The following is a 20,426-nucleotide window of genomic DNA, read 5'->3' on the forward strand; positions in this document are numbered from 1 at the left end:
TTTAATTGTTTATTTTAATGGCATATTATGCCCCAATGGCGGTATCAGCCCTTTATTGACCCCAGGTGCACGCCTGTGATGAAATATTTCTGAAGCCATGGGTAAACCATAAGGATGGGAACGGTGGCGAACATAACTGTTGCAGCCTTAAGGTTGTCTGAAAGGGCAGGCTTCGTAAAACCTTCCTGAGTGGCCACCTCGAGACTTGTCATATTATTCAGGATGTTATACAATAACAGCTGTATTGGCCAATATTCCCTTTTGTTCATAAACATAAGCGCGTCTGAGAAACCGTTCCAGCGGCCCACGGCGTAAAAGAGTGAAAGAGTGGCTATTACAGGTGTTGAGAGGGGAAGGTAAATACTCACAAGTATTCTTACAGGCCCCGCTCCGTCTATCTCCGCTGATTCGCGGAGACTGTCGGGAATGCCGTAAAAAAAGCTGCGCATGATAATCATGTTGAATACGCTAAGACAGTACGGAACGACAAGCACGGCCGGCCTGTTCAGCAGGTCGAGATCCTTGAGCAAAAGATACAGCGGAATTGTTCCGGCATTGAAATACATTGTGAAAAGAATAAAAGCGTTAATAAGTTTTTTACCTTTAAGGTTGTCGTAAATAAGAGGATAAGCACATATGGTTGTCATGAACATTGACAGGCATGTTCCTATAACCGTTATTATCGCGGTCCACGCAAGGGACCAGGTATATTTCGAATCCCCGAGCACCATTTTATATGCCTCGAAATTCATTTCCTTAGGCAATAACAGAACTTCATTGCGTACCAATGCGTCGGGAGAGCTTAACGAACGAGACAAAACATTAACCATAGGCAGCAGGCATACCAGTATCACTATAACGCACAAAAAGGCCACAATCAGATCGCCGATTCTTGTTTTTTTTGATTTAACTGCCATCCCTAAGTTCACTCCTTACCAGATACCGCGCTCGCCGAATTTTTTGGCCAATGCGTTGGCGGCGAACAGGAATATGACGTTTACAACCGACTGGAATATTCCAACGGCGGTTGTAAGCGAAAACTGCAATCCTTTAATACCATGGGCATAGACATAAGTGGATATGACGCTGGACACATCCTTAACGAGATTGTTGCTCAGGGCATACGGCCGGTCGAACTCGCTGCCGAGAATTCGTCCAAGGCTTAATATAAGAAGCGTGATAATGGTAGGCCGCAGACCCGGTAACGTAACATGCCAAATTTTCCTGAAACGGCCTGCTCCGTCTATTTCAGCTGCTTCATACAGCTCAGGGTTGATAGCTGTAATTGCAGCAAGGTAGACAATAGTATTCCATCCGCAGCTTTGCCAGACACCAAGGAAAACATATGTCCATACCCAGTGAGCGGGATCGTTTAAAAACGGAATGGTTTTGAAACCCAGACGGTTCAGGACGATATTAATAAGTCCGGAAGTGGGGGCCAGGAGCTGTAACGCCATGCCCGAAATTATAATCCATGACAGGAAATGTGGCATATATGCGACGGTTTGCGTAAGGCGCTTAAATTTCGGATACGGAAGCTCGTTGAGAATGAGGGCTAAAATTATAGGCGCGGGAAAACCGACGAGCAGATCGAGAAAGTTCAGCATTAACGTATTCCGCAGTGCCAGCCGGAAATCACGATTGGAAAACGCCTTGATAAAATACTCAAATCCGTGATTGTCCGCCCATGGCATTTCCCATGGACTTTGAACAATGCTGTATTTTTTGAAGGCTATTTGGATATAGGTCATTGGTATGTACTTAAATATGATGAAATAAGCAATAGGCAAAACCAGCAGCAGGTAAAGGGTCCAGTACCGCCTGATGTAACTTAATGATTTATGTGCCCTTGCGGGCAACGGTTTTGCTGTGCTTGGTTTCATAACCGTACCCCCTGCAGGCGAAAAACATTTTTGATAAAATTTATAAACTTGTATTGTTTTGAAAAAGTACGACTTAAGTTGTCTTAACTAAAGAATACCACTTTATTGTTTTAGTGTCAATAAAAATGAAGGTTTTTAATAAATAATAATAAATAATAGTCTGATTATATGTTATAAATTAACAATATATGCTTAAAAATTGTCTTAATTAAATTTGGAATTGTAACAACATGTTAACAGACAATAATGGAAAAATTTATGTTTAAATTTGTACTGGATATTTAGTATTTAAGAGATACAATACAATTTAAAATACAAGTTACAACTGCTTGTATTTGCAACTCGAAAAATATTATAATAAGGATATGAAGGCCGAAAGAGAGGGTAAAGGAATGCCAAACACACCTAAATATATGCATATAGTGGACTGGGCCATAGAACAAATTAACTCGGGCATTTATGCTCCGCACGAAAAATTCCTGTCAGAATCCGAACTTTGTGAAAAATTCTGCTGTTCCCGTCAAACGGTCAGGCGGGCTCTTGAAGTTCTGGAACAGCGTGGTTTAATAAATCGGGTGCAGGGCAGCGGTACATATATTTCTTCTAATCTGACGGCAATAAAGAGCGACGAATCGGAAAGCAGTCAAAACGGTATGACTGTAGGGCTGATATCCACGTTTATGGATAATTATATTTTTCCAAGCATTGTCCGTGGTATAGAAGGGGTTTTTACATCAGAAGGGCTGGCTTTGCAGCTGGCTTCCACGAACAATCTCGTGTCGGGTGAGAAAAAAGCGTTAAACATGATGATGGAAAGAAATCTTGACGGTTTAATCGTTGAACCCACCCGAAGTGCTTTGCCATGCGTGAATATAGATTTGTATTTAAAAATCACCCAGATGGGAATCCCCATGGTATTCATCGATTCCTTCTATCCGGAACTGTCAGTTCCGTATGTCGCCCTTGATGATGTAAAAGCCGGTTATGTGGCTACCGAATACCTTATTAAAATGGGACACAGGAATATTTCGGGCGTATTTCCCCACAGCAACAGACAGGCTCATTTGAGGTATCTTGGTTATGTCAAGGCTCTCACCGACTATGGGATACAAATGTATGATGAACGTATATGCTGGTATTCCAAGGAAAATATGACACAGATATTGTACGGAAAACCTCTTTTGGACAGTCTGAAAAATTCTACGGCTGTTTTTTGCTACAATGATGTAACTGCAATGATGCTTATTGATTTTGTGAGGAAAAACGGCATAAGGGTGCCTGACGATCTTTCGGTTGTCGGAGTGGACAATTCAGAGCTTGCGAAATTCGCAAACCTCACCAGTGTTGCTCATCCCGCGGAACAGTTGGGAGAGGCGGCCGCAAAACTGATGCTGGACATGATAAAAAGAAATGTTGAAGGAAGGAATATTCTTTTTCCGCCCCGTCTGGTGGAACGCGGTTCGGTAAAGAGACTGGAAAACGTTTAAAACAGGTTTTGCCTAAAATATACCGCATATTACCGGAAAGAGGATGAACAATTTCATAAAAGAGGTGAGAGCGGTGAATGCCAAATTTGTCAGGCGTGACTTCAGGTTTTCGGGTAAGGACCGAAAAAGCATCTGTGCATATTCATGGGACGGTATTGAACAAATCAGGGGAATTGTTCAGATTTTTCACGGCATGTCGGAGCATGCCCTGAGGTATCAGGATTTTGCATTTTTCTTAAACGGGAACGGCTTTGCGGTTTTTGCAAATGATCACCGCGGGCACGGAAAAACCGCGGGGAATACGGATGAGCTCGGCGTAATAGGAAAAGACGGTTTTAATATGATAGTTGAGGATGAATATGTTCTTTTCAGGATTATAAAGGAAAAATACCCCGATAAGCCCGTTTTTGTATTTGGCCACAGTTTTGGTTCGTTTGTCGCTCAGGAGTACATTACCCGTTACGGCGAAGAAATTGCAGGAGTTGTTTTGTCGGGGTCCGCTATGCAGAAAGGTATTGATATCAGCCTGGGAAGACGGTTGGCTTCTGTGCAGAGAAAATTGTTTGGAGAGGAAAAAAAGGCTTATCTGCTAAGCAGTTTAAGCTTTGGTACATACAACAGAAGAATCCCCGGCGCAAAACATAAATTCGCATGGCTCAGCACCGATGATGAAGAAGTAGTTAAGTATGAACAGGATCCATATTGCGGCGCGGTTGCATCCATTGGTTTTTATTATTACATGCTGAAGGCATTTGAGGAATTATACTCAGAATCCAAGCTTTCAGGAATTCCTTCCGATTTACCCATACTTATTTTGTCTGGTGAGGAGGACCCCGTAGGTGTTTACGGGAAAAAGGTGAAGAAACTGTATAATCTGTATCAAAAGCACGGGCTTTTGAATGTCGGGCTTAAGCTGTACCCGGGAATGAGGCATGAAATACTGAACGAACGCAACCGGGATAAAGTATACGCCGACATTCTGGACTGGCTTGTTGCGCATGCCGAAGCATTATAGCGCAAATAAAAGTAGATCGGGCCAAATACCTCTCATTTGCAATGCAATTATGACATAAACCACCGTTACAATTAAAAGCCCCGGGATAAATGCCAAAATTCCGGGAAAAAGTCTTTCTGAGCCCGAATGATTAATGGGCTTGAAGCTTTTTGAGGTGTTCAATACCAATGCCCATATAAGGCCGGCTAATAAAGCCGCACAGAATAACGCACCCGCAATCCAAACACCGATAAGCGTAATTTTTTGAAAAACGGGCATACTTTCCAGCAAATCGAAATAATCGCTCAGATAATCACCGCTTGACTGCATAGCCGCCATGTCCGAAGGAAATATTCTCTCGGATATAAAAGAAGTCAGCACGGCAATGCTGTTATTGCAAAAATGGGCGAACATTCCTGCAAATAATGAATCTGTCCGATAGACGATGAAACCTATCAGCATACCCAGAAGAAATGTTCCGAGAAGTTTTTGGAAATCCATATGGAAAAGTCCGAAAAGAAAAGCCGTTACCACAATGGAAAAATAAGCACCGAACTTTTCAAAACTGCGCTGAATAACTCCTCTGAACATTACTTCTTCACAGATACCTGCCGTACCTCCGATTAAAAGAATATTTATCAGCAAAGGGGTATCGCCAATCGGCAGAGTTGAAAATTTAACCTTTCCGAAAACCAATTTTATCAGCCAGAGGTTGAAAATATTGATAATGGAAACAAGCCATATTGAAACGGCCATAATGGAAAATACAATAAAAAGGTTCAGAAAGCTTACACGATTCAGCCTTAAAACATGCTTTATGTCGTATTTTCTTATAACCAGCAGTAAAATCGAAGGCATTAGAATTATAAGAAATTCGGTTATCAGTATGCCTGTGGTGAAATTTCTCCTTTGGGTGTATGAACCCAGTGTTATAAGCAATACCGCTCCAATCGAATAAAGCAGTCCTGTCTCTGTCAGACTCGGAGTTTTTTCATTTCTGACGTTATCCAATTTAATTCACTCCAAACTGATTATTTATTTGTAACCATAGTATACCAGATTGAAGCGAAAAGATAAAATAATTTTTACCTGATAACCCTTCTTGCCGTATAATACGTTCTGCTGTAATATCCGGTGGTTAATGACGATACTTTAACCACGCTTCCGGTAAACGGGGCATGAACGAATTCACCGTTACCCACATATATCCCGACGTGGTTAACGTTTTTGCCGTCAGCGGCAAAAAAGACCAGATCGCCATACTGCAGACTGTCTTTTGATACATAAACCCCGGCTTTTGCCTGATCCCTTGATACCCGTGGAAGGGATACTCCTATTTTACCGTATAATGTATATACCAAACCTGAACAGTCATAGCTGTCAGGGCCTGTGGCTCCCCACTGATAAGGCTTTCCCATTTCCTGCGGTATTAGCGTTTTAAGCTGTTCAATCAAGCCGTTCCTGCTGTTTCCGCGGGAAGTCAGTTCGAATATTTCAACATATTGTCCGTCGAATTTCTCGTACATTCTTTTTACAAGCGCTATGGCTTCTTCCCTTGAAATATACCGTTTGGGGATAAACCTGCCGTTGCCTACTCCGTTTATAATGCCGGCTTTAGTTAAAGACAGGACTTCTTTTAAAGCCCAGTCTGAAATTTCATCCTGATCGGAGAATAAATATTCCATGTTGGCTGAAAAAACGGTTTCTGGTTTTGCGGCTTTTAGGGTACGGTACAGCATTACTGCAATTTCCTCCCGTGTCGCCATGTTGTCCGGAGCAAACTTGTTATTCCCCACACCATAAACAATTCCGAGTTTATTGGCTATTATAACACTTTCATTGCCAGTATCGGAAAAGGGATTTGAATTTACTTCAGGCAATGCTTTTCCGCTCAGAGATTTATATAATCTTACCGCAAGCTCGCAGAATTCTTCCCTTGTAATGTTTCGGGTAAAATTATCAGTCATTCCGCCGCTAAGAAGATTGTATTCGTTGGCTTTGGCTATTTCTGCCTTAGCCCAGTCGTTTGCGCTTGTGAGATCAATATTCTGCTGAGCGAAAGAGGAAACACCCGCTAAAATACTCAATGATAATATTGTGGAAAAAATAAACGGTTTTCTGTTCTTTTTAACCATTTACATCTCCCTTCTTGGGCTGTCGGACTTCAAAACGGGTTAGAGCATAAAAAAGTTTTAACTCTTATATTTAACATTGCCAAAAGGCAATAAAAAATTAAGCCCGACAGGGCATATTTTATGGACAATATTATGTTAACATAATAGACCTAAGTTTAACATTACAATTGTATTACAAATTAATACACTAATAAGATAAAAATTAAAATATGGAAAATAATAGAACTTGCGTTAGAGGTATACAATTTCCCCGGCTTTTATTTTTACCGGCTGCCTGTCAACACTTATCCAGACGTCAATGGATGAAAGATTCTGCACAATATTTCTGTCGGTACTGAATTTGAGGTTCCGAAGGGCTTTGATGTAGTCCATTATCTCAATGTTCGTTGCATACCAAACCGAATCATCGAAAGCAACCCTCTTGCAGAATTCCCTGATCATATCCCAGTTTTTGTCTCTGTCAAATTCAAAACTGTGTCCCCAAACATAGAAAAGGGTTAACTGTTCCCACGGAGGAGTTTTTTTGAAACTTTGTAATTTTCCCAGAATATTTTCGTTGTGGTGGCACGTGGGATGCCATGTTAAAAAATCAGAGGGAAGCCCGAAACCGTGAGTTGATACAACCGTTCTTGAATATTCGATGCCGAGGGACGGAAGCATTTTCACCAAATCGTCATTGTAATCCCCGAAAGGATATGACATGCCCCTTACAGGATAACCGACAAGGGTTTCAAGGTTTTTTCTGTCGTCAATTATTTCCTTGATAACTTCCTCTTTGGGTATCTGGGTGAGAAAGGGATGCGTGACGGTATGAACCGAAACTTCGTGTCCTTTATACAGTTCTTTGATTTCCGGCGCACTTACAAACTGTTTTTTGCCGAAATTTCCGGAATTCAGGTGAAATGTGGCTTTTATCTTATATTCATTAAATATGCTTACCAGTTCCCTGTCAAAAATCTGTCCGTCGTCATAACTCATGGTCAGGGCTTTTCTTTTGCCTTCGGGATAACAAAAACAAATGGTCCTCATGCAAGTCAACTCCTTCAGAAACATTATACCGGAAAAATAATCCTTTTGCACGTATATTCGTATTAATAATCAGCGATTAATAAATAAAATCAAACAAAAAACCGCATGAATCTGTAAGATTCATACGGTTTTTTGATTTTTATATAATATTTTACTTGTTTATTAATGCGTTCAGTTCATCAAGAACAGGCTGAACCACCTGCATTTTTTCCTTCACCCATGCCTTCCAGTTTTCTTCAATGCTTCCTTCTTTAAGTATTAACTGGGCATATTCGGTGGCGTAATCAAATGCAACTTTTCTTTTTGCAGGAGAGTCGTGGAAGTATGATGTCCAGTCAGTGGGAACCAGTGTTGTGGAGTCGGAAAGCTTTGAACGCAGTTCATACTGACGTTTTGTCCTGTTTCGGTATGATTCGGGATAAGACGGGTTAATCATGTCAAAGTCGTCCGACAAAATCAGCATATTAATGTAGAGCGGCATTATTGACGGATATTTGCTGTCAACTGTCTGGCCTTCGGGCATTAATGTTCTGAATCCTCCGTCAGAAGTTTCTTCCCAGTCCACTCCTTTGATTCCCATTCTGATAATGTACTGGCCTTCCTGTGTACATGAATAGTCGAATATGTCCATAATACGTTCAAATTTTTCATCATCCATATCAGGCGAGAATATATTGGCGGTCCAGAAATTTATTACCTCAGGATGATGATATTTTCCGTCATTACCTAAAACGGCTGCAAAATGCATTGCTTTTTCAGGATCAAGGCCAAGATTTTTCTTGAACTGTTCACCGAATAAGTTCTGATAGTATGAAAGACCGCCTTCACATGTAATTGCTGCTGTACCGGCTACATAGAAATCTTCCAGGTCTTCGTTCTGTTTCAGTGTGTAGAATTCGGGATGTAACAGTCCTTCCCTGTATGCCTGCTGATAAAGTTTCAGACCTTCCAGTGTTTCAGGGTCTGCAGGACCCCAATGGTATTTTCCGTCCTCACCAATATAGAAGTCAGCCGGTTCACGGCTGTGTTCATATACAGCCCATGTGAACAGGAATGCCATATTACCTGTGCGTACCTCTATGGGAGCAAGTTTGTCACCCACATTACCCGGGTCTTTTTGTTTAATCTGGCGAGCTATATCAAGAAGCTCGTTAACGGTATACGCATCCTTTATTTCGATACCTATCTGTTCCATCCAGTCTTTTCTCATATATATTCCCATGTGATCGGGAAGCACTTCTGCAGGTTTGTTCATTGCAAATCTTGGTTTTGGCAGGCAGTATGTTCCGCCGAACAGTTCATCCAGCTTTGGCCCTATTACGGTACTTTCATATGCTTTTGCCACATTAGGCCAGCGGGTTTTCCAGTCGTCGGGAAGCCTGCGGATAAGACCCTGTTCAACGTATGCGGCAAGTTCGCCGTGCACATAGTTCCAAGTGGCTATATCAGGCATATCACCGGAATTGATCCAGATGCGCAGTTTCTCCGCCCAGTTTTCCCAAGTCAGAGGTATCATGTTCCATTCGATGTTGAATTTTTCGCACCATTGCCGTGAAAATTCATCGGCATTGTAATCGGTGCCCTCGTTCACCATGACACTTGCCCAGTCAATAACAAGTTTTTTGCTGTATTTTTTCTCACTGCCGGCAAAGGCATTATCAGGTTTGGCAGTCTGTGAAGTCCCTTTTTCATTCTGAGCTGAAGTATTTGTCTGGCCTGAGCCGCATCCTGTAGCAAGGGTTAAAAGCAAAACCGCGGCAAGTATCATGCTTATTAATTTTTTCATACCCAAACCTCCTTTATATAACTTTTATGGTAATTCCCAAAACCGGATAGACCGGTTATTTACTAAGATTTAATAGCTCCTATGAGAACACCTTTTACGAAATGTTTCTGCAGGAACGGGAAAATACACATTACCGGAAGCATGGTAACTATAACGGCACACATCTTAAGACCATTGGTAAACTTATAATCTTCAAGGATTGCTCCTGAACTTGCGGCAAGTGCGCGAACCTGCGAGTCTATGACTATGTTCCTTAAAATTAACTGAAGCGGCTGCAGTTTTGCATTTCTTATAAAGATCATTGAATAGTACCATTCATTCCATCTGTCAACAGCGTAAAACAATGTAACTGTCGCGATGATAGGCATGGAAAGGGGAAGAACTATGCTGAAAAGAATTCTCCATTCGCCGGCACCGTCCAGTTTTGCCGACTCTATCAGTGATTCGGGAAGAGAGGAAAAATAGTTGCGCATGATTATCATATAGAATGTATTGATGCCGTAAGCCAATATCACCGACCATATGGTGTTTGTCAATTTCATTTCTTTTATCAACATATACAGAGGAATAACGCCGCCGTTGAAAATCATTGTAAAAAGCACAAGATAGAAAATCAGCTTTCTGCCGGGGAATCCCTTTCTGCTCATTCCATAGGCGAAACTGGTTGTAAGGATTAGATTAAGCGGCAGCCCAATGAGAAGTATAATCACTGTTGTTCGGAGGCCTATAAGGATACGCCCGTCCTTGAAAAGATCATAATAATTGATCAGTGTTGGCTTTTTAGGGAAAATCAGAATTGAAGTCTGAAGAAATTCCTGCTGTGATGTAAATGAAACCGCAATAACATTGAAAAAGGGGATTATTATTGAAATCAAAACTAATGCCAGTATAACGCACAATACAATATCAAATCTCGAATATTTTTTATTTTCTGCTTTTTTTCTGTATTTTGAACCCGACATGTTATTCACCTTTCCTGTATTAACCTATAAGGCCTTCCCCGCCAAGCAGCTTTGCAGCACGGTCGGCGATAAGCAACAGAACCATGTTGATAACCGCACGGAAGAGGCTGACGGCTGTGGAAAATGAGAAATCAGGGGATGACTGGAATGTTATTCTGTATATGTACATATCCAGAATTTCGGATACATCCCGCACTGCTGCATTTGACAGGTTGAAAACCTGGTCGAAACCCGCGGACATAAGATTTCCGATGGTCAGTATCAGCATAATTGATATGGTTGGCAGGATATTCGGAAGGGTAATATAGTAAATATTTTGAATGCGCGTAACTCCGTCAATTTTGGCTGCTTCATATTGTTCAGGATTAATTCCTGCAATTGCAGCAAGATAAATAATTGCATACCAGCCTGTGGTTTTCCATATTTCGGTGATGTAAAGCATTGGAATGAAAATTTTTTCATTGCCAAGAAAGTTTATTGTCTTGCCCGTTAAAAGTGAAATTAAACTGTTAACAGGTCCGTTATAACCAAAGAAATTAATCATGATACTGGATACCACAACCCATGACAGAAACTGCGGGAACGTAGCCACCGTCTGAACAACTTTTTTGTAGCGTTCAAACGGGATTTCGTTTAGCATCAGCGCCAATATAATCGGAGCACAAAATCCCGCAAGTACTCTTCCTACGTTTATGTAAAGAGTTTTCCATACAGAGGCGAGAAAAGAAGGATCGCGAAAAACATAAACATAATTTTCAAATCCGCACCATGGGCTTCCCCAAATTCCAAGGTTCGCCTTATATGTCTTAAAAGCGAGTGTAAGGCCGCCCATAGGGCCATACGCAAAAATGATATACCATATTAGTCCGGGTAACAGCAGAGTATAAATCATTCGGTTTTTCCAGATGTTTTTTGCAAGATTTCGAATCCGTTCCATTTCCTTACCCCCCATGAGTAAATTATATTGTGTTTTCGTTACACTGCACAGGGAGATATTTATGCTTCTGTGGTATTTTTTTATGATTTTTAAATAATAAAGTGAGATTGTTTGATTGATTAATTTAATTAGTGAATATATACAATTAAAATCATTGTTGTGATATAATTGGACTAACCCGGTTAAAAAGGGGTGCCGAACTGTAATTATGCCGTTTAAAAATATGTCTCTGAAAACACTTATATATATAAGCTCAGGCATTATGGCATTTTTTCTTGTTTTTATGGTCGGGATGTATTTCTATATTTTTTCTTTGGAACTGGAAGGGCAGATCCAGACGTCATTCGAATCCCTTGCTGACAATATAGAAACACGGTTGATAGAATGTGTTGAGAGTATCAATGAATCTGCAAAGCAATATGCTTATTCCAGTGACATTCAGACCATCACTTTTTTTGACAATCCGGAGGAATATTTTATTGCCGCAAGTCCCGCAGAGGATGTTTTAAATTTTATACTGGACAGTAATCCGAATATCAGCGCAATTTACATATACAACAACAAAAACGGCAGGAATTTTTCAAGTGATTCATCAAAAAGACGCATTTTCAGCAAAGCATTGGAGGAACATGGACTGACAGGCGGTAAAAACATTGATGCTCCTTTTTTCAGCACAAGCTTTTATGATGACGGTTTGAAAATCACGCCTTATGTTGTTTATTTCTATCCTTTTTACAATGTCAGAGACCGAAAATTTGAACGGAATGAAAGTGCTATTTGTGTGATTCTTTGTGACTTAAACCATCTGATACAATGGCTGGATATTGATAAATCGTCACGCAGCGCAATGGCTGTGCTTTATGAAGACAGTATAGTTTCATCAAACCGGAATTTAAGTGAAATTGAGATAAATGCCCTAAGAAACATTACAGACAGCCATGGAAAGGTCAGCGTGGGTAACGAAAAATATTTAAGCAATTCCATAACTTTACCCCAGTTTGGATGGAAATTGGTGTATATGATTCCGGAGAAGGATTTGCTGGGAGGGATTATTCGCGTAAGAAATATAAGTTATATACTGATCTCGGTCGTTATGGTTTTGCTCTTTGCGATGATGATGCAGCTTTTCAGGTTTGTTACCAGTCCGATTCAACAGATTGTAAATGATGTAAGGAGGGTAAGGAAAGGGGAATGTTCCAGGATTAGACCTGTTAACGTGCTTGAGCTTCAGGAACTGTCAAACGGAATTAATCTCACACTGGAGAGTATTGAACAGGCACATGCGAAAGAACGCGAGACGCAGAGAAAACTTTACAATGCGGTTATAGAGCAGAAGCAGGCCCTGATATATGCATACAGGAGCCAGATAAACCCCCACTTTCTTTTTAATACTTTGGAGTGCATGCGCAGCATGGCAAGGCATTATAATGCAATACCTCTTGAGAAGGTGATCAGTTCATTGTCTGCAATGTTTCGGTATTCCTTGCGTTCAAACACTGTTGTTACATTAAGCGAAGAAATTGAACATTTAAAAAACTATTTAAATTTTATGAAACTTAGAACCGGCAGTAGTTTTGAAGTTCGTATGTTCATACCTCCCGAGACATTCAGCCATCCCATATTGCCGATTTGCCTTCAGCCAATAGTTGAAAATTCGATAACACATGGATTTACAGACAGCAATGGAAACCATCTCAAAATAATACAGATTCAAAGCTGGATCAGTGATATTTCGGGAGAAAGCATGCTTCATGTAAGAATCAGTGACAATGGATGCGGAATACCTGAGAAAAAGCTTAAAGAGCTTGTAGCGAATATGGAGTCGGAGAATAATGTGGAAAAAAAATACAGTATCGGTCTTTACAATATTGCAAAAAGGCTTAAGCTGGTTTTCGGAGAACAGAGCAGACTTATTATAAATTCACGCTGCGGGTATTATACATCGGTAGAGCTTGTGTTCCCGAAACACCCACGTGACACATCGTTTATGGAATATGAATTACTGTAGCACTCTTTGCCTGCTATATCGCGGAAAGATGAAGGTGAGATGCCGAAACTCCTTTTGAAAAGTTTACCGAAATAACTGTAATCCTCATATCCCAGTTGCGATGCAATGTCTTTCAGTTCCAGGTTTGTGTTAAGAAGCAGTCTTGCTGCATAAAAAATCTTGATGTCCTGTATGAAATTGGTTATGGTGCGGCCTGTATTTTTTTTGAAAAGCGCGCTCAGGTAGGTTTCGGAAAGGAAAAATTCTGATGCCAAATCAGCCAAAGTAAGGTTTTTGGATATATTACGGCAGATAAACAACTGAATTTCGGCAGTCAGCGGATTGGCTGAATAGGTAAACCCGCAGTTTAATGAAAACCTGGCCTCTTTCAGCATTTCCGGAAATGACGTAAAGTCAGGGTATATTCTGCTGAAACCCTTTCCGTCAGACGGATCGGTTTTAAAGGACGACACAAGTCCGTATATGCTGTCTTTGGTTTTGGCTGACAACAGATAAGCAGCAGACTCTCCCTTGATTACCAAAGGTGTACAGGCAATTAAATCATTGTCAGGTGAAATATTTGACGAATGATCACATAATGCAAGGCAACAAACCGGGTATTTTGCTGCTGTCCGGAACAGAAGTTCAACCTCGGGAGACAACATGTTGTCTGGTTCCTCAGGGTTGACTGAGACAAGGCCCTTTCGTTTTCTGATTTTGTCATCAAGAAGGCGGATGGTGTTTTCCACCTCATTTTGGTCAAAAGGCTTAAGAATATACTGACATGCACCATATTGAAGCGCCTTGCGCGCAGCTTCAAAATCCCGGTAGGCACTTATAAAGACTATTTCCGAATCAATTTTATGTTCTTTCAGGGAGGCGGTAAGTTCAATGCCCGACATTTTCGGCATGCGGATATCCACAAAAATTACATCGGGTCTTATACGAATGATTTCTTTCAGAGCCTGCTCGGGATCGGTGAATTTGGCAACGACGGCGAATCCTGATTTATTCCAGTCTACCAGTTCCTCAAGACCTGACAGAACCCAAGGTTCATCATCTACAAGAACAACTCTGTACATATAATTCATCCTTGCTTTAGTTCAAAATTTGCAACAGCCTTTTAAACCGGATCAAGGATATGAATGATAAGGCAAACAGGGTTAAAGTGCAATTCATGTATGTTGAAAACTGAAAATACCCCGTTATCGTATGTTTTTACCGCAATTTTAATATATCTTTATTGTTTTTTAATGTCAAGCTGGACTGAAAAGCGTCCTGTATGCAACATTAATAAATCAAAAAAATCCGGCACTTCTGTTAAAATGGCCGATGGAATAATGCACTGTTGTAAGTATTTGCTTGAAAATGGTATAATTTATACGGATTTGACCGTACAGACTTTTGGGTTGAAAATACGGCATTATCCGGAATGAATAAAAAGACCTTCAGTCATTACTTGAATATATTATCCCTAACAGTTTTACAGCCTGAAGTGAATATAAGAAAATTTATCGGACGCTAACAATATTCCGGGAAATTGATTTTCCGGATAAATTAATAATAAGGCATTGATGGGAGGTCTTAAAATGGAGAAAAAATTATTCGGGAAAACCCCTGAAGGCGCTGAAGTTTATCTTTTCACAATAGGTAATTCCAAAGGCATGAGAGCCGAAATAATTAATTACGGAGGCATAATTGTGTCACTTTATGTTCCGGACGGAAACGGCAACGTGGATGACGTTGTATTGGGCTGCGACAATCTGGAGGATTATGGGAAAAGCCCGTTTTTCGGTGCAATTATAGGTCGTCATGCCAACCGTATTGAAAATGCCGTTTTCGAATTGAACGGAAAAGAATACAGACTGGCGAAAAACGACGGGAACAATCATTTACACGGCGGAATAAAAGGCTTTGACAAAGTTGTGTGGGATGTTCTGGAACAGACCGATAATACTCTCAAACTTCATTATCTGAGCCCTGACGGGGAAGAGGGTTACCCGGGGAATCTTGATATTACCGTTACATATTCAGTAACAGAGGATAATGCCCTTTCAATTGATTATAAAGCAAAATCCGACGCCGATACCGTTGTAAATCTGACCAATCACAGTTATTTCAACCTGTCGGGCCACAGTTCGGGGGATATATTGAAACATCAGCTTAAAATAAATGCCGACAGGTTCACCGTAAATAATGAAGAATGCATTCCGACGGGAGAGATAATAAGCGTGGAAGGAACGCCGATGGATTTCAGGGAATTAAAGCCGCTTGGACCGGGAATTCAGTCGGGTAGTATTCATGTTAAGCACTTTAACGGGTATGATCATAATTTTGTGCTTAATGTAAGCGGAAAAGAGCCCGAGTTCGCCGCCGAGGTTTTTGATCCTGCGAGCGGCAGAAGAATGAAGGTTTACACCACCAAACCCGGGGTTCAGTTATATACCGGAAATCAGCTGAATCAAATAGCGGGAAAAGGCGGCATACGGTATGGCAGATGGAGCGGGTTTTGCCTTGAAACCCAATTTTTCCCGAATGCCATGAAACATAAACATTTCCCTTCTCCCGTATTGAAAGCCGGAGAGCTTTACCATCATATAACAGTATACAAATTCGAATAATTCAGCCCGGGCTGTCTCAGAAAAACACATGAGACAGCTCCTTTTTTAATTAGAATTTTACAGGCCGCCTTCCTCACTCCATCGATTATTTCAGTTACATCCTCTTATGCTTCTTAATACCTATAATGGATGTTTCTTTCAATCTACAGTGTTTTCAGAATTGTCGCAGATTGCCTGTCCAAACTGAAGAGATAAATGCGTATATCGAAACACATGTAATTATTTAACTCAAAAACGGTTAGATTAAGTTGATAGGTTTGTGATTAACGTACATTTCTCATACGTCCTGCTTCTGGAAATTCCTATTTTATCAAAAAATAAAAGGGAAGAGAAAAAACAGTTAAATTTTCACTTCCCCTAAAACGATCTCAGATATAAAAATTTGCCTATATAAACATTATTACTCTACTTTTTGTGCAAGAATGTACTCTGATAATCTTGTAAAATTGGGACAGCTCCTTTTCATCCTGATGCCCGAACGGTTTGTTTTCAGATATCCCAGCCGGGCAGGTATTTCTTTGTATTCCGTAACATATCGTTATAAAGCTTCCATGCGTCGTTTATGCTTATTGTAACCAGAGGATCGTTGGCAAATGCCCTGAAGCCAAGTTCCTTGTCTTTCTTTAATGCGGCCTTGAGCGTTGTTTCCTGATTGATGACATGCCTGAAAACAAGGTTCAGTACATCGGGAGGCAGACTTCCGGCCTGGACGGGACGTACGGAGTTGTGACTGAACACCGCGTTGGTTTCCACTACCACTCCAATCGGCAGGTTGGCTATCTGACCTCTGTTTGGAAGGTTAACGTTGGTGACCAGTTCTCCCAGACCGCAGAGGGCTTTGATCTGAAGCACTCCTTCTTCGCCGCTTTGCTTAAGTTCAAATGGTTCCTCACCGTTTACCAGACGTTCGCTCTTTGCTCTTCTTTTCTTAAGGTTTTCCTTTCTCCAGCTTACCGGGGTTAAACCAAACATCCATGATCTTACTGTTTCTGGGTCTTTCAGATACCACGGCGGGCAGAATTCTGCCAGGTGTCTGTCCCCCGCGGCAGCTATAATTCCATAGCGTTTAAACAGATCAAATTTTACGCGGTTTGCCGATGCAAAGAAATCGTTCATCCAGTGACCTTTCTTGGTTCCTTCAAAGCCTGTTTCATAGTATTTGTCGACAAATTTTTTGTAAATCGGGAACAGATCACGACCCTCGTATGTGGCTTTATCCAGCCATGTAAAATGGTTAATTCCAATAACGTTCACCTTGATATCTCTTCTGTGACCGGCCTGAATTCCTTCAATATCAGCAAGAGCCGATTTCAAAAGCTCCTGTGTTCCGAAAACTTCATGGCAGCAACCGAAAGCCTTAATCTCGGGGAAAGCCTCGTACAGTGTGCGGACACACAGTGTCATAGGATTGGTGTAATTAATTACCCATGCTTCAGGCGCCCATTGTTTAATGGCATTGGCAAATTCCACAAACATCGGTATCGTACGAAGGGCGCGGACATGGCCGCCTGGACCTACCGTGTCTCCCACCGACTGATAAATCCCGTATTTTTCGGGAAGATGCACGTCGGATTCCATTTCATCAAATGTTCCGGGCAGGATGGAAATAATCACGAAATCGGCACCTTTTAATGCCTCCTCCAAAGTGTCCACTGCTATATAATCCCACTGACTTTTCGCATTAGGATGGTTCTTAAGGGAATTACCGATTTTTTCGTTCCTTGCGGCTGCTTCTTTATCAATATCATAAAGTCTGACGGTACCTGACAGCTGTTCCTCGTTTGCCAGGTCGCTCATCAGATTCCACGCCCAACCCATTGAGCCGCCGCCTATATATGCGATTTTAATGTCCGTGACCTTGTCACCGATTCTTCTCATAATGATTCCTCCAATACAGATAGTTGGATAAACTTTTACGGAATAGATTATATATCAAAAAATATTTAATTTCTCGATTATAATTGCTCATACGTAAAAATATCAACAAATTTTGCTTTTTTTATTCCAATAATTTATAATAGGAGTATCTCCATATTTTAAGGGAATATGACAAACCCACGCATACATCTGACGGCAGGTATCCCATAAAGGTTAAAAAACCGGTAGGCGAGGCGTTTTATGGACAGGGAGTTAAAGGTATACAATATCCTCGAGCAGCCTTTTTATATAACAAGACAGAAACATGACACTACATTCAACATGCCTGTCTGTCATTATCATAATGTGTATGAAATATATTATCTGCTGGAAGGCCGAAGGAATTATTTTATCCAGAACAAGATATACCCCGTTGTTAAAGGCGATATTGTTCTTATAAACATAAACGATATACACAAGACAATGGATTTTAACAATTCCGCCCATGAAAGGATTCTAATCAATTTCAAGAAGGATTTTATTGCGCCTTTGCTGGATGATAACAACTGTTTGCTCGACTGTTTCCTCAGCGAAAACAAAGTAATTCACCTTAATGTTTCAGAACAGAGTTTTGTACAGTCCATACTGATGAAAATGCTTGAAGAGGACAGGAAAAAGCAGAAGGGTTACAGGACCTATGAGAAAATACTGCTTACCGAACTGCTGCTGTTTATTAACCGGAATATGGAAAAGTTCAATGAGCAGAAAAGATACAGCAGCAGTATCCAGAACAAGATGTCCGAAGTGGCCCTTTACTTAATGGAGAACTACATGAAAAAAATCTCGCTGAAACAGGTGGCGGAGGAATTTTTCATAACGCCGAGCCATTTAAGCAGGACCTTTAAAAAGACCACAGGCTTTACTTTCGTTGAATATTTAAACAGCATAAGGATTAAGGAAGCGAGGAAGCTTTTAAAGGAAACGGGAAAGAGTGTAATGGAGATTGCCGAATTAACGGGATTTGAAAGCCAGACCCATTTCGGCAGGGTATTTAAGCAAATGACGGGCATGTCGCCGTTACAGTACAGAAAACAGCCTGGATTTTAAACTGCAAATACCGGCATTTAATATTATTATTCTTTCTTCTAAAGAATAACTCCGTCTTTGAAAATAGCAATTTCCCTGTATCCGTTTTCTTCATTTCTTGTTGCTATTTCACCCGAAGCAATTTTCAGAACAAGCTCAAACAACTCCTCAGCCAAATCATTTATTGTTTTTCCGTCGAGCATAGCTCCGGCATTAAAATCTATCCAGTGAGGTTTCTTTTTGTATAATGCGGTATTCGAAGAGATTTTCACCGTAGGTACCGGAGCGCCCAGCGGGGTACCTCTGCCGGTTGTGAAAAGAATAAGCTGTGCGCCCGAAGCGGCAAGATTTGTTACCGAGACAATATCATTTCCCGGTCCGTTTAAAATATTTAATCCGTTGGTTATTACCTGCTCACCGTAATCCAGAACATCAACCACCGGGCCTGTTCCGCCCTTGTAAACGCATCCGAGGGATTTTTCCTCAAGCGTGGTAATACCGCCGTCTTTGTTTCCCGGCGACGGATTTTCGTAAACAGGCTGATTATGGCTCATAAAATATTTTTTGAAGTTATTCACAAGATTTACCATTTTAGCAAATATGTTTTCATTTACACACCGGTTCATGAGGATTGTCTCTGCTCCGAACATCTCCGGAACTTCGGTAAGGATTGCAGAACCGCCGTGTTGAATTATAATGTCGGATACAGCTCCTACCAGCGGATTTGCCGTAATTCCTGAAAAAGCGTCAGAGCCGCCGCATTTTAAACCCACAATAAGGCTTGAAACGGGGCATGGCCGGCGTATAAACCCACTTGCGTATTCCACAAGCTCACCAATCAGTGAAAGGCCTGTTTCAATGTCGTCTTCGGTTTCCTGCAATGAGAGATATCTTATACGTTCCCTGTCGTATAAAGTATCCGAAGACATAAGATACTTCCGGAAAGAAGGGATATTGTTGTTTTCGCAGCCCAAACCCAGTACCAGGACTCCTGCTGCGTTGGGGTGGTTTACAAGTCCTGCAAGTATTTTACGTGTGTTTTCAAGATCATCGCCAAGCTGGGAACATCCATACGGATGGACAAAAGTATATATTCCGTCGGTGCGGCTGTGGAAGAGTTTGTTTGCTTCCATGGCAAGCCTTTCAGCCACCCGGTTTACGCAGCCGACGGTGTTTATAATCCAGATTTCATTCCGTATTCCCACTTTTCCGTTTTTTCTTTTATATCCCATGAAAGTTGCGTGCTTTTTTGGAAGAGGCGGGATGTCTGCTTTTTTATATACATAGTCCAACAAACCAGCAAGACCGGTGCGCATGTTGTGAATGTGAACATGGCTTCCCGCACGGATATCACTGGTTGCCTGTCCAATGGGAAAGGCGTATTTAATTATACTTTCACCTTTGTTTATATTTCTTAAGGCAATCTTATGACCTGTCTGAATATCATCCAGAACGGTTATGCCGTGATTACCGCAATTCAGCCTGGAACCTTTTCTAAGGGGCTTCAGCGCTATGGCTACATTGTCTGCGCTGTTAATAATTAAAATATCTTTTTCCATACGAAAAACCCGCTTTCATGGCGAATAGGACGCCCTTGCAGGGGGCATAAAATCCTGCCTGGTTCTATTGAATAAGTAAGCGCTTACAATTATAATATATCTG

General features: G+C 41.1%; 16 protein-coding genes. 5 read left to right on the forward strand and 11 right to left on the reverse strand.

Annotated features, from left to right (window positions below):
- Positions 1-44: 44 nt before the first annotated feature.
- Entirely contained in the window at positions 45-917 is an 873-nt protein-coding gene (locus CST_RS03900) for a carbohydrate ABC transporter permease (RefSeq protein ID WP_015358525.1), read from the reverse strand.
- A gap of 15 nt (positions 918-932) precedes the next feature.
- Positions 933-1,883, reverse strand: a complete 951-nt coding sequence (locus CST_RS03905) for an ABC transporter permease (RefSeq protein ID WP_015358526.1) — start codon at positions 1,881-1,883, stop codon at positions 933-935.
- Positions 1,884-2,275: 392 nt separating this feature from the next.
- Between CST_RS03905 and CST_RS03910 the strand changes: the two genes are divergently transcribed.
- Entirely contained in the window at positions 2,276-3,370 is a 1,095-nt protein-coding gene (locus tag CST_RS03910) for a GntR family transcriptional regulator (RefSeq protein ID WP_015358527.1), read from the forward strand.
- Positions 3,371-3,413: 43 nt separating this feature from the next.
- Positions 3,414-4,385: an alpha/beta hydrolase gene (locus CST_RS03915; protein WP_015484924.1), complete on the forward strand. Its 972-nt coding sequence runs from the start codon at positions 3,414-3,416 to the stop codon at positions 4,383-4,385.
- Here the strand turns inward: CST_RS03915 and CST_RS03920 are convergent.
- From CST_RS03920 to CST_RS03945, 6 genes are all read right to left on the reverse strand, one after another.
- Positions 4,380-5,375 carry a CPBP family intramembrane glutamic endopeptidase gene (locus tag CST_RS03920; protein WP_015358529.1) on the reverse strand — a complete coding sequence of 332 codons (996 nt, stop codon included), beginning with the start codon at positions 5,373-5,375 and terminating at the stop codon, positions 4,380-4,382. The genes CST_RS03915 and CST_RS03920 overlap by 6 nt on opposite strands.
- A gap of 74 nt (positions 5,376-5,449) precedes the next feature.
- Positions 5,450-6,499 carry an NlpC/P60 family protein gene (locus tag CST_RS03925; RefSeq protein ID WP_015358530.1) on the reverse strand — a complete coding sequence of 350 codons (1,050 nt, stop codon included), beginning with the start codon at positions 6,497-6,499 and terminating at the stop codon, positions 5,450-5,452.
- Between the two features lie 231 nt (positions 6,500-6,730).
- Positions 6,731-7,528, reverse strand: a complete 798-nt coding sequence (locus tag CST_RS03930) for a polysaccharide deacetylase family protein (RefSeq protein ID WP_015358531.1) — start codon at positions 7,526-7,528, stop codon at positions 6,731-6,733.
- Between the two features lie 151 nt (positions 7,529-7,679).
- On the reverse strand, positions 7,680-9,314 hold the full coding sequence (locus tag CST_RS03935; protein WP_015358532.1) for an extracellular solute-binding protein: 1,635 nt from the start codon (positions 9,312-9,314) through the stop codon (positions 7,680-7,682).
- 62 nt (positions 9,315-9,376) lie between these two features.
- Positions 9,377-10,276, reverse strand: a complete 900-nt coding sequence (locus CST_RS03940) for a carbohydrate ABC transporter permease (protein ID WP_015358533.1) — start codon at positions 10,274-10,276, stop codon at positions 9,377-9,379.
- A gap of 19 nt (positions 10,277-10,295) precedes the next feature.
- Positions 10,296-11,213, reverse strand: a complete 918-nt coding sequence (locus CST_RS03945; RefSeq protein ID WP_015358534.1) for an ABC transporter permease — start codon at positions 11,211-11,213, stop codon at positions 10,296-10,298.
- Between the two features lie 283 nt (positions 11,214-11,496).
- On the opposite strand from CST_RS03945, the gene CST_RS03950 reads away from it, so the two are divergent.
- Positions 11,497-13,221, forward strand: a complete 1,725-nt coding sequence (locus tag CST_RS03950) for a cache domain-containing sensor histidine kinase (RefSeq protein ID WP_242823591.1) — start codon at positions 11,497-11,499, stop codon at positions 13,219-13,221.
- Here the strand turns inward: CST_RS03950 and CST_RS03955 are convergent.
- Positions 13,149-14,282, reverse strand: a complete 1,134-nt coding sequence (locus CST_RS03955; protein WP_015358536.1) for a response regulator transcription factor — start codon at positions 14,280-14,282, stop codon at positions 13,149-13,151. The two genes, CST_RS03950 and CST_RS03955, sit on opposite strands and share 73 nt — an antisense overlap.
- 507 nt (positions 14,283-14,789) lie before the next feature.
- Here CST_RS03955 and CST_RS03965 point away from each other — a divergent pair.
- Positions 14,790-15,821, forward strand: coding sequence for an aldose epimerase family protein (locus CST_RS03965; RefSeq protein WP_015358537.1), 1,032 nt, complete (start codon positions 14,790-14,792; stop codon positions 15,819-15,821).
- Positions 15,822-16,310: 489 nt separating this feature from the next.
- Here CST_RS03965 and CST_RS03970 read toward each other — a convergent pair whose 3' ends face one another.
- On the reverse strand, positions 16,311-17,699 hold the full coding sequence (locus CST_RS03970; RefSeq protein WP_015358538.1) for a family 4 glycosyl hydrolase: 1,389 nt from the start codon (positions 17,697-17,699) through the stop codon (positions 16,311-16,313).
- A 240-nt stretch (positions 17,700-17,939) separates the two neighbouring features.
- Here CST_RS03970 and CST_RS03975 point away from each other — a divergent pair, with 240 nt between their 5' ends.
- On the forward strand, positions 17,940-18,785 hold the full coding sequence (locus CST_RS03975; RefSeq protein WP_015358539.1) for an AraC family transcriptional regulator: 846 nt from the start codon (positions 17,940-17,942) through the stop codon (positions 18,783-18,785).
- Positions 18,786-18,823: 38 nt separating this feature from the next.
- Here CST_RS03975 and CST_RS03980 read toward each other — a convergent pair whose 3' ends face one another.
- The gene (locus CST_RS03980) at positions 18,824-20,323 is read right to left on the reverse strand and encodes a UxaA family hydrolase (RefSeq protein WP_015358540.1); all 1,500 of its coding nucleotides are present in this window, start codon (positions 20,321-20,323) and stop codon (positions 18,824-18,826) included.
- Positions 20,324-20,426: the final 103 nt, after the last annotated feature.

This window comes from Thermoclostridium stercorarium subsp. stercorarium DSM 8532 (assembly GCF_000331995.1).
Lineage (GTDB): Bacteria > Bacillota > Clostridia > DSM-8532 > DSM-8532 > Thermoclostridium > Thermoclostridium stercorarium.

Bases quoted from the DNA above. Each gene is read 5' to 3' on its own strand.
- CST_RS03905 (WP_015358526.1), bottom strand. From the start codon at position 1,883: ATGAAACCAAGCACAGCAAAACCGTTGCCCGCAAGGGCACATAAATCA.
- CST_RS03965 (WP_015358537.1), top strand. From the start codon at position 14,790: ATGGAGAAAAAATTATTCGGGAAAACCCCTGAAGGCGCTGAAGTTTAT.
- CST_RS03935 (WP_015358532.1), bottom strand. From the start codon at position 9,314: ATGAAAAAATTAATAAGCATGATACTTGCCGCGGTTTTGCTTTTAACC.
- CST_RS03915 (WP_015484924.1), top strand. From the start codon at position 3,414: ATGAACAATTTCATAAAAGAGGTGAGAGCGGTGAATGCCAAATTTGTC.
- CST_RS03900 (WP_015358525.1), bottom strand. From the start codon at position 917: ATGGCAGTTAAATCAAAAAAAACAAGAATCGGCGATCTGATTGTGGCC.
- CST_RS03930 (WP_015358531.1), bottom strand. From the start codon at position 7,528: ATGAGGACCATTTGTTTTTGTTATCCCGAAGGCAAAAGAAAAGCCCTG.
- CST_RS03910 (WP_015358527.1), top strand. From the start codon at position 2,276: ATGCCAAACACACCTAAATATATGCATATAGTGGACTGGGCCATAGAA.
- CST_RS03945 (WP_015358534.1), bottom strand. From the start codon at position 11,213: ATGGAACGGATTCGAAATCTTGCAAAAAACATCTGGAAAAACCGAATG.
- CST_RS03925 (WP_015358530.1), bottom strand. From the start codon at position 6,499: ATGGTTAAAAAGAACAGAAAACCGTTTATTTTTTCCACAATATTATCA.
- CST_RS03975 (WP_015358539.1), top strand. From the start codon at position 17,940: ATGGACAGGGAGTTAAAGGTATACAATATCCTCGAGCAGCCTTTTTAT.
- CST_RS03955 (WP_015358536.1), bottom strand. From the start codon at position 14,282: ATGTACAGAGTTGTTCTTGTAGATGATGAACCTTGGGTTCTGTCAGGT.
- CST_RS03980 (WP_015358540.1), bottom strand. From the start codon at position 20,323: ATGGAAAAAGATATTTTAATTATTAACAGCGCAGACAATGTAGCCATA.
- CST_RS03940 (WP_015358533.1), bottom strand. From the start codon at position 10,276: ATGTCGGGTTCAAAATACAGAAAAAAAGCAGAAAATAAAAAATATTCG.
- CST_RS03970 (WP_015358538.1), bottom strand. From the start codon at position 17,699: ATGAGAAGAATCGGTGACAAGGTCACGGACATTAAAATCGCATATATA.
- CST_RS03950 (WP_242823591.1), top strand. From the start codon at position 11,497: ATGGTCGGGATGTATTTCTATATTTTTTCTTTGGAACTGGAAGGGCAG.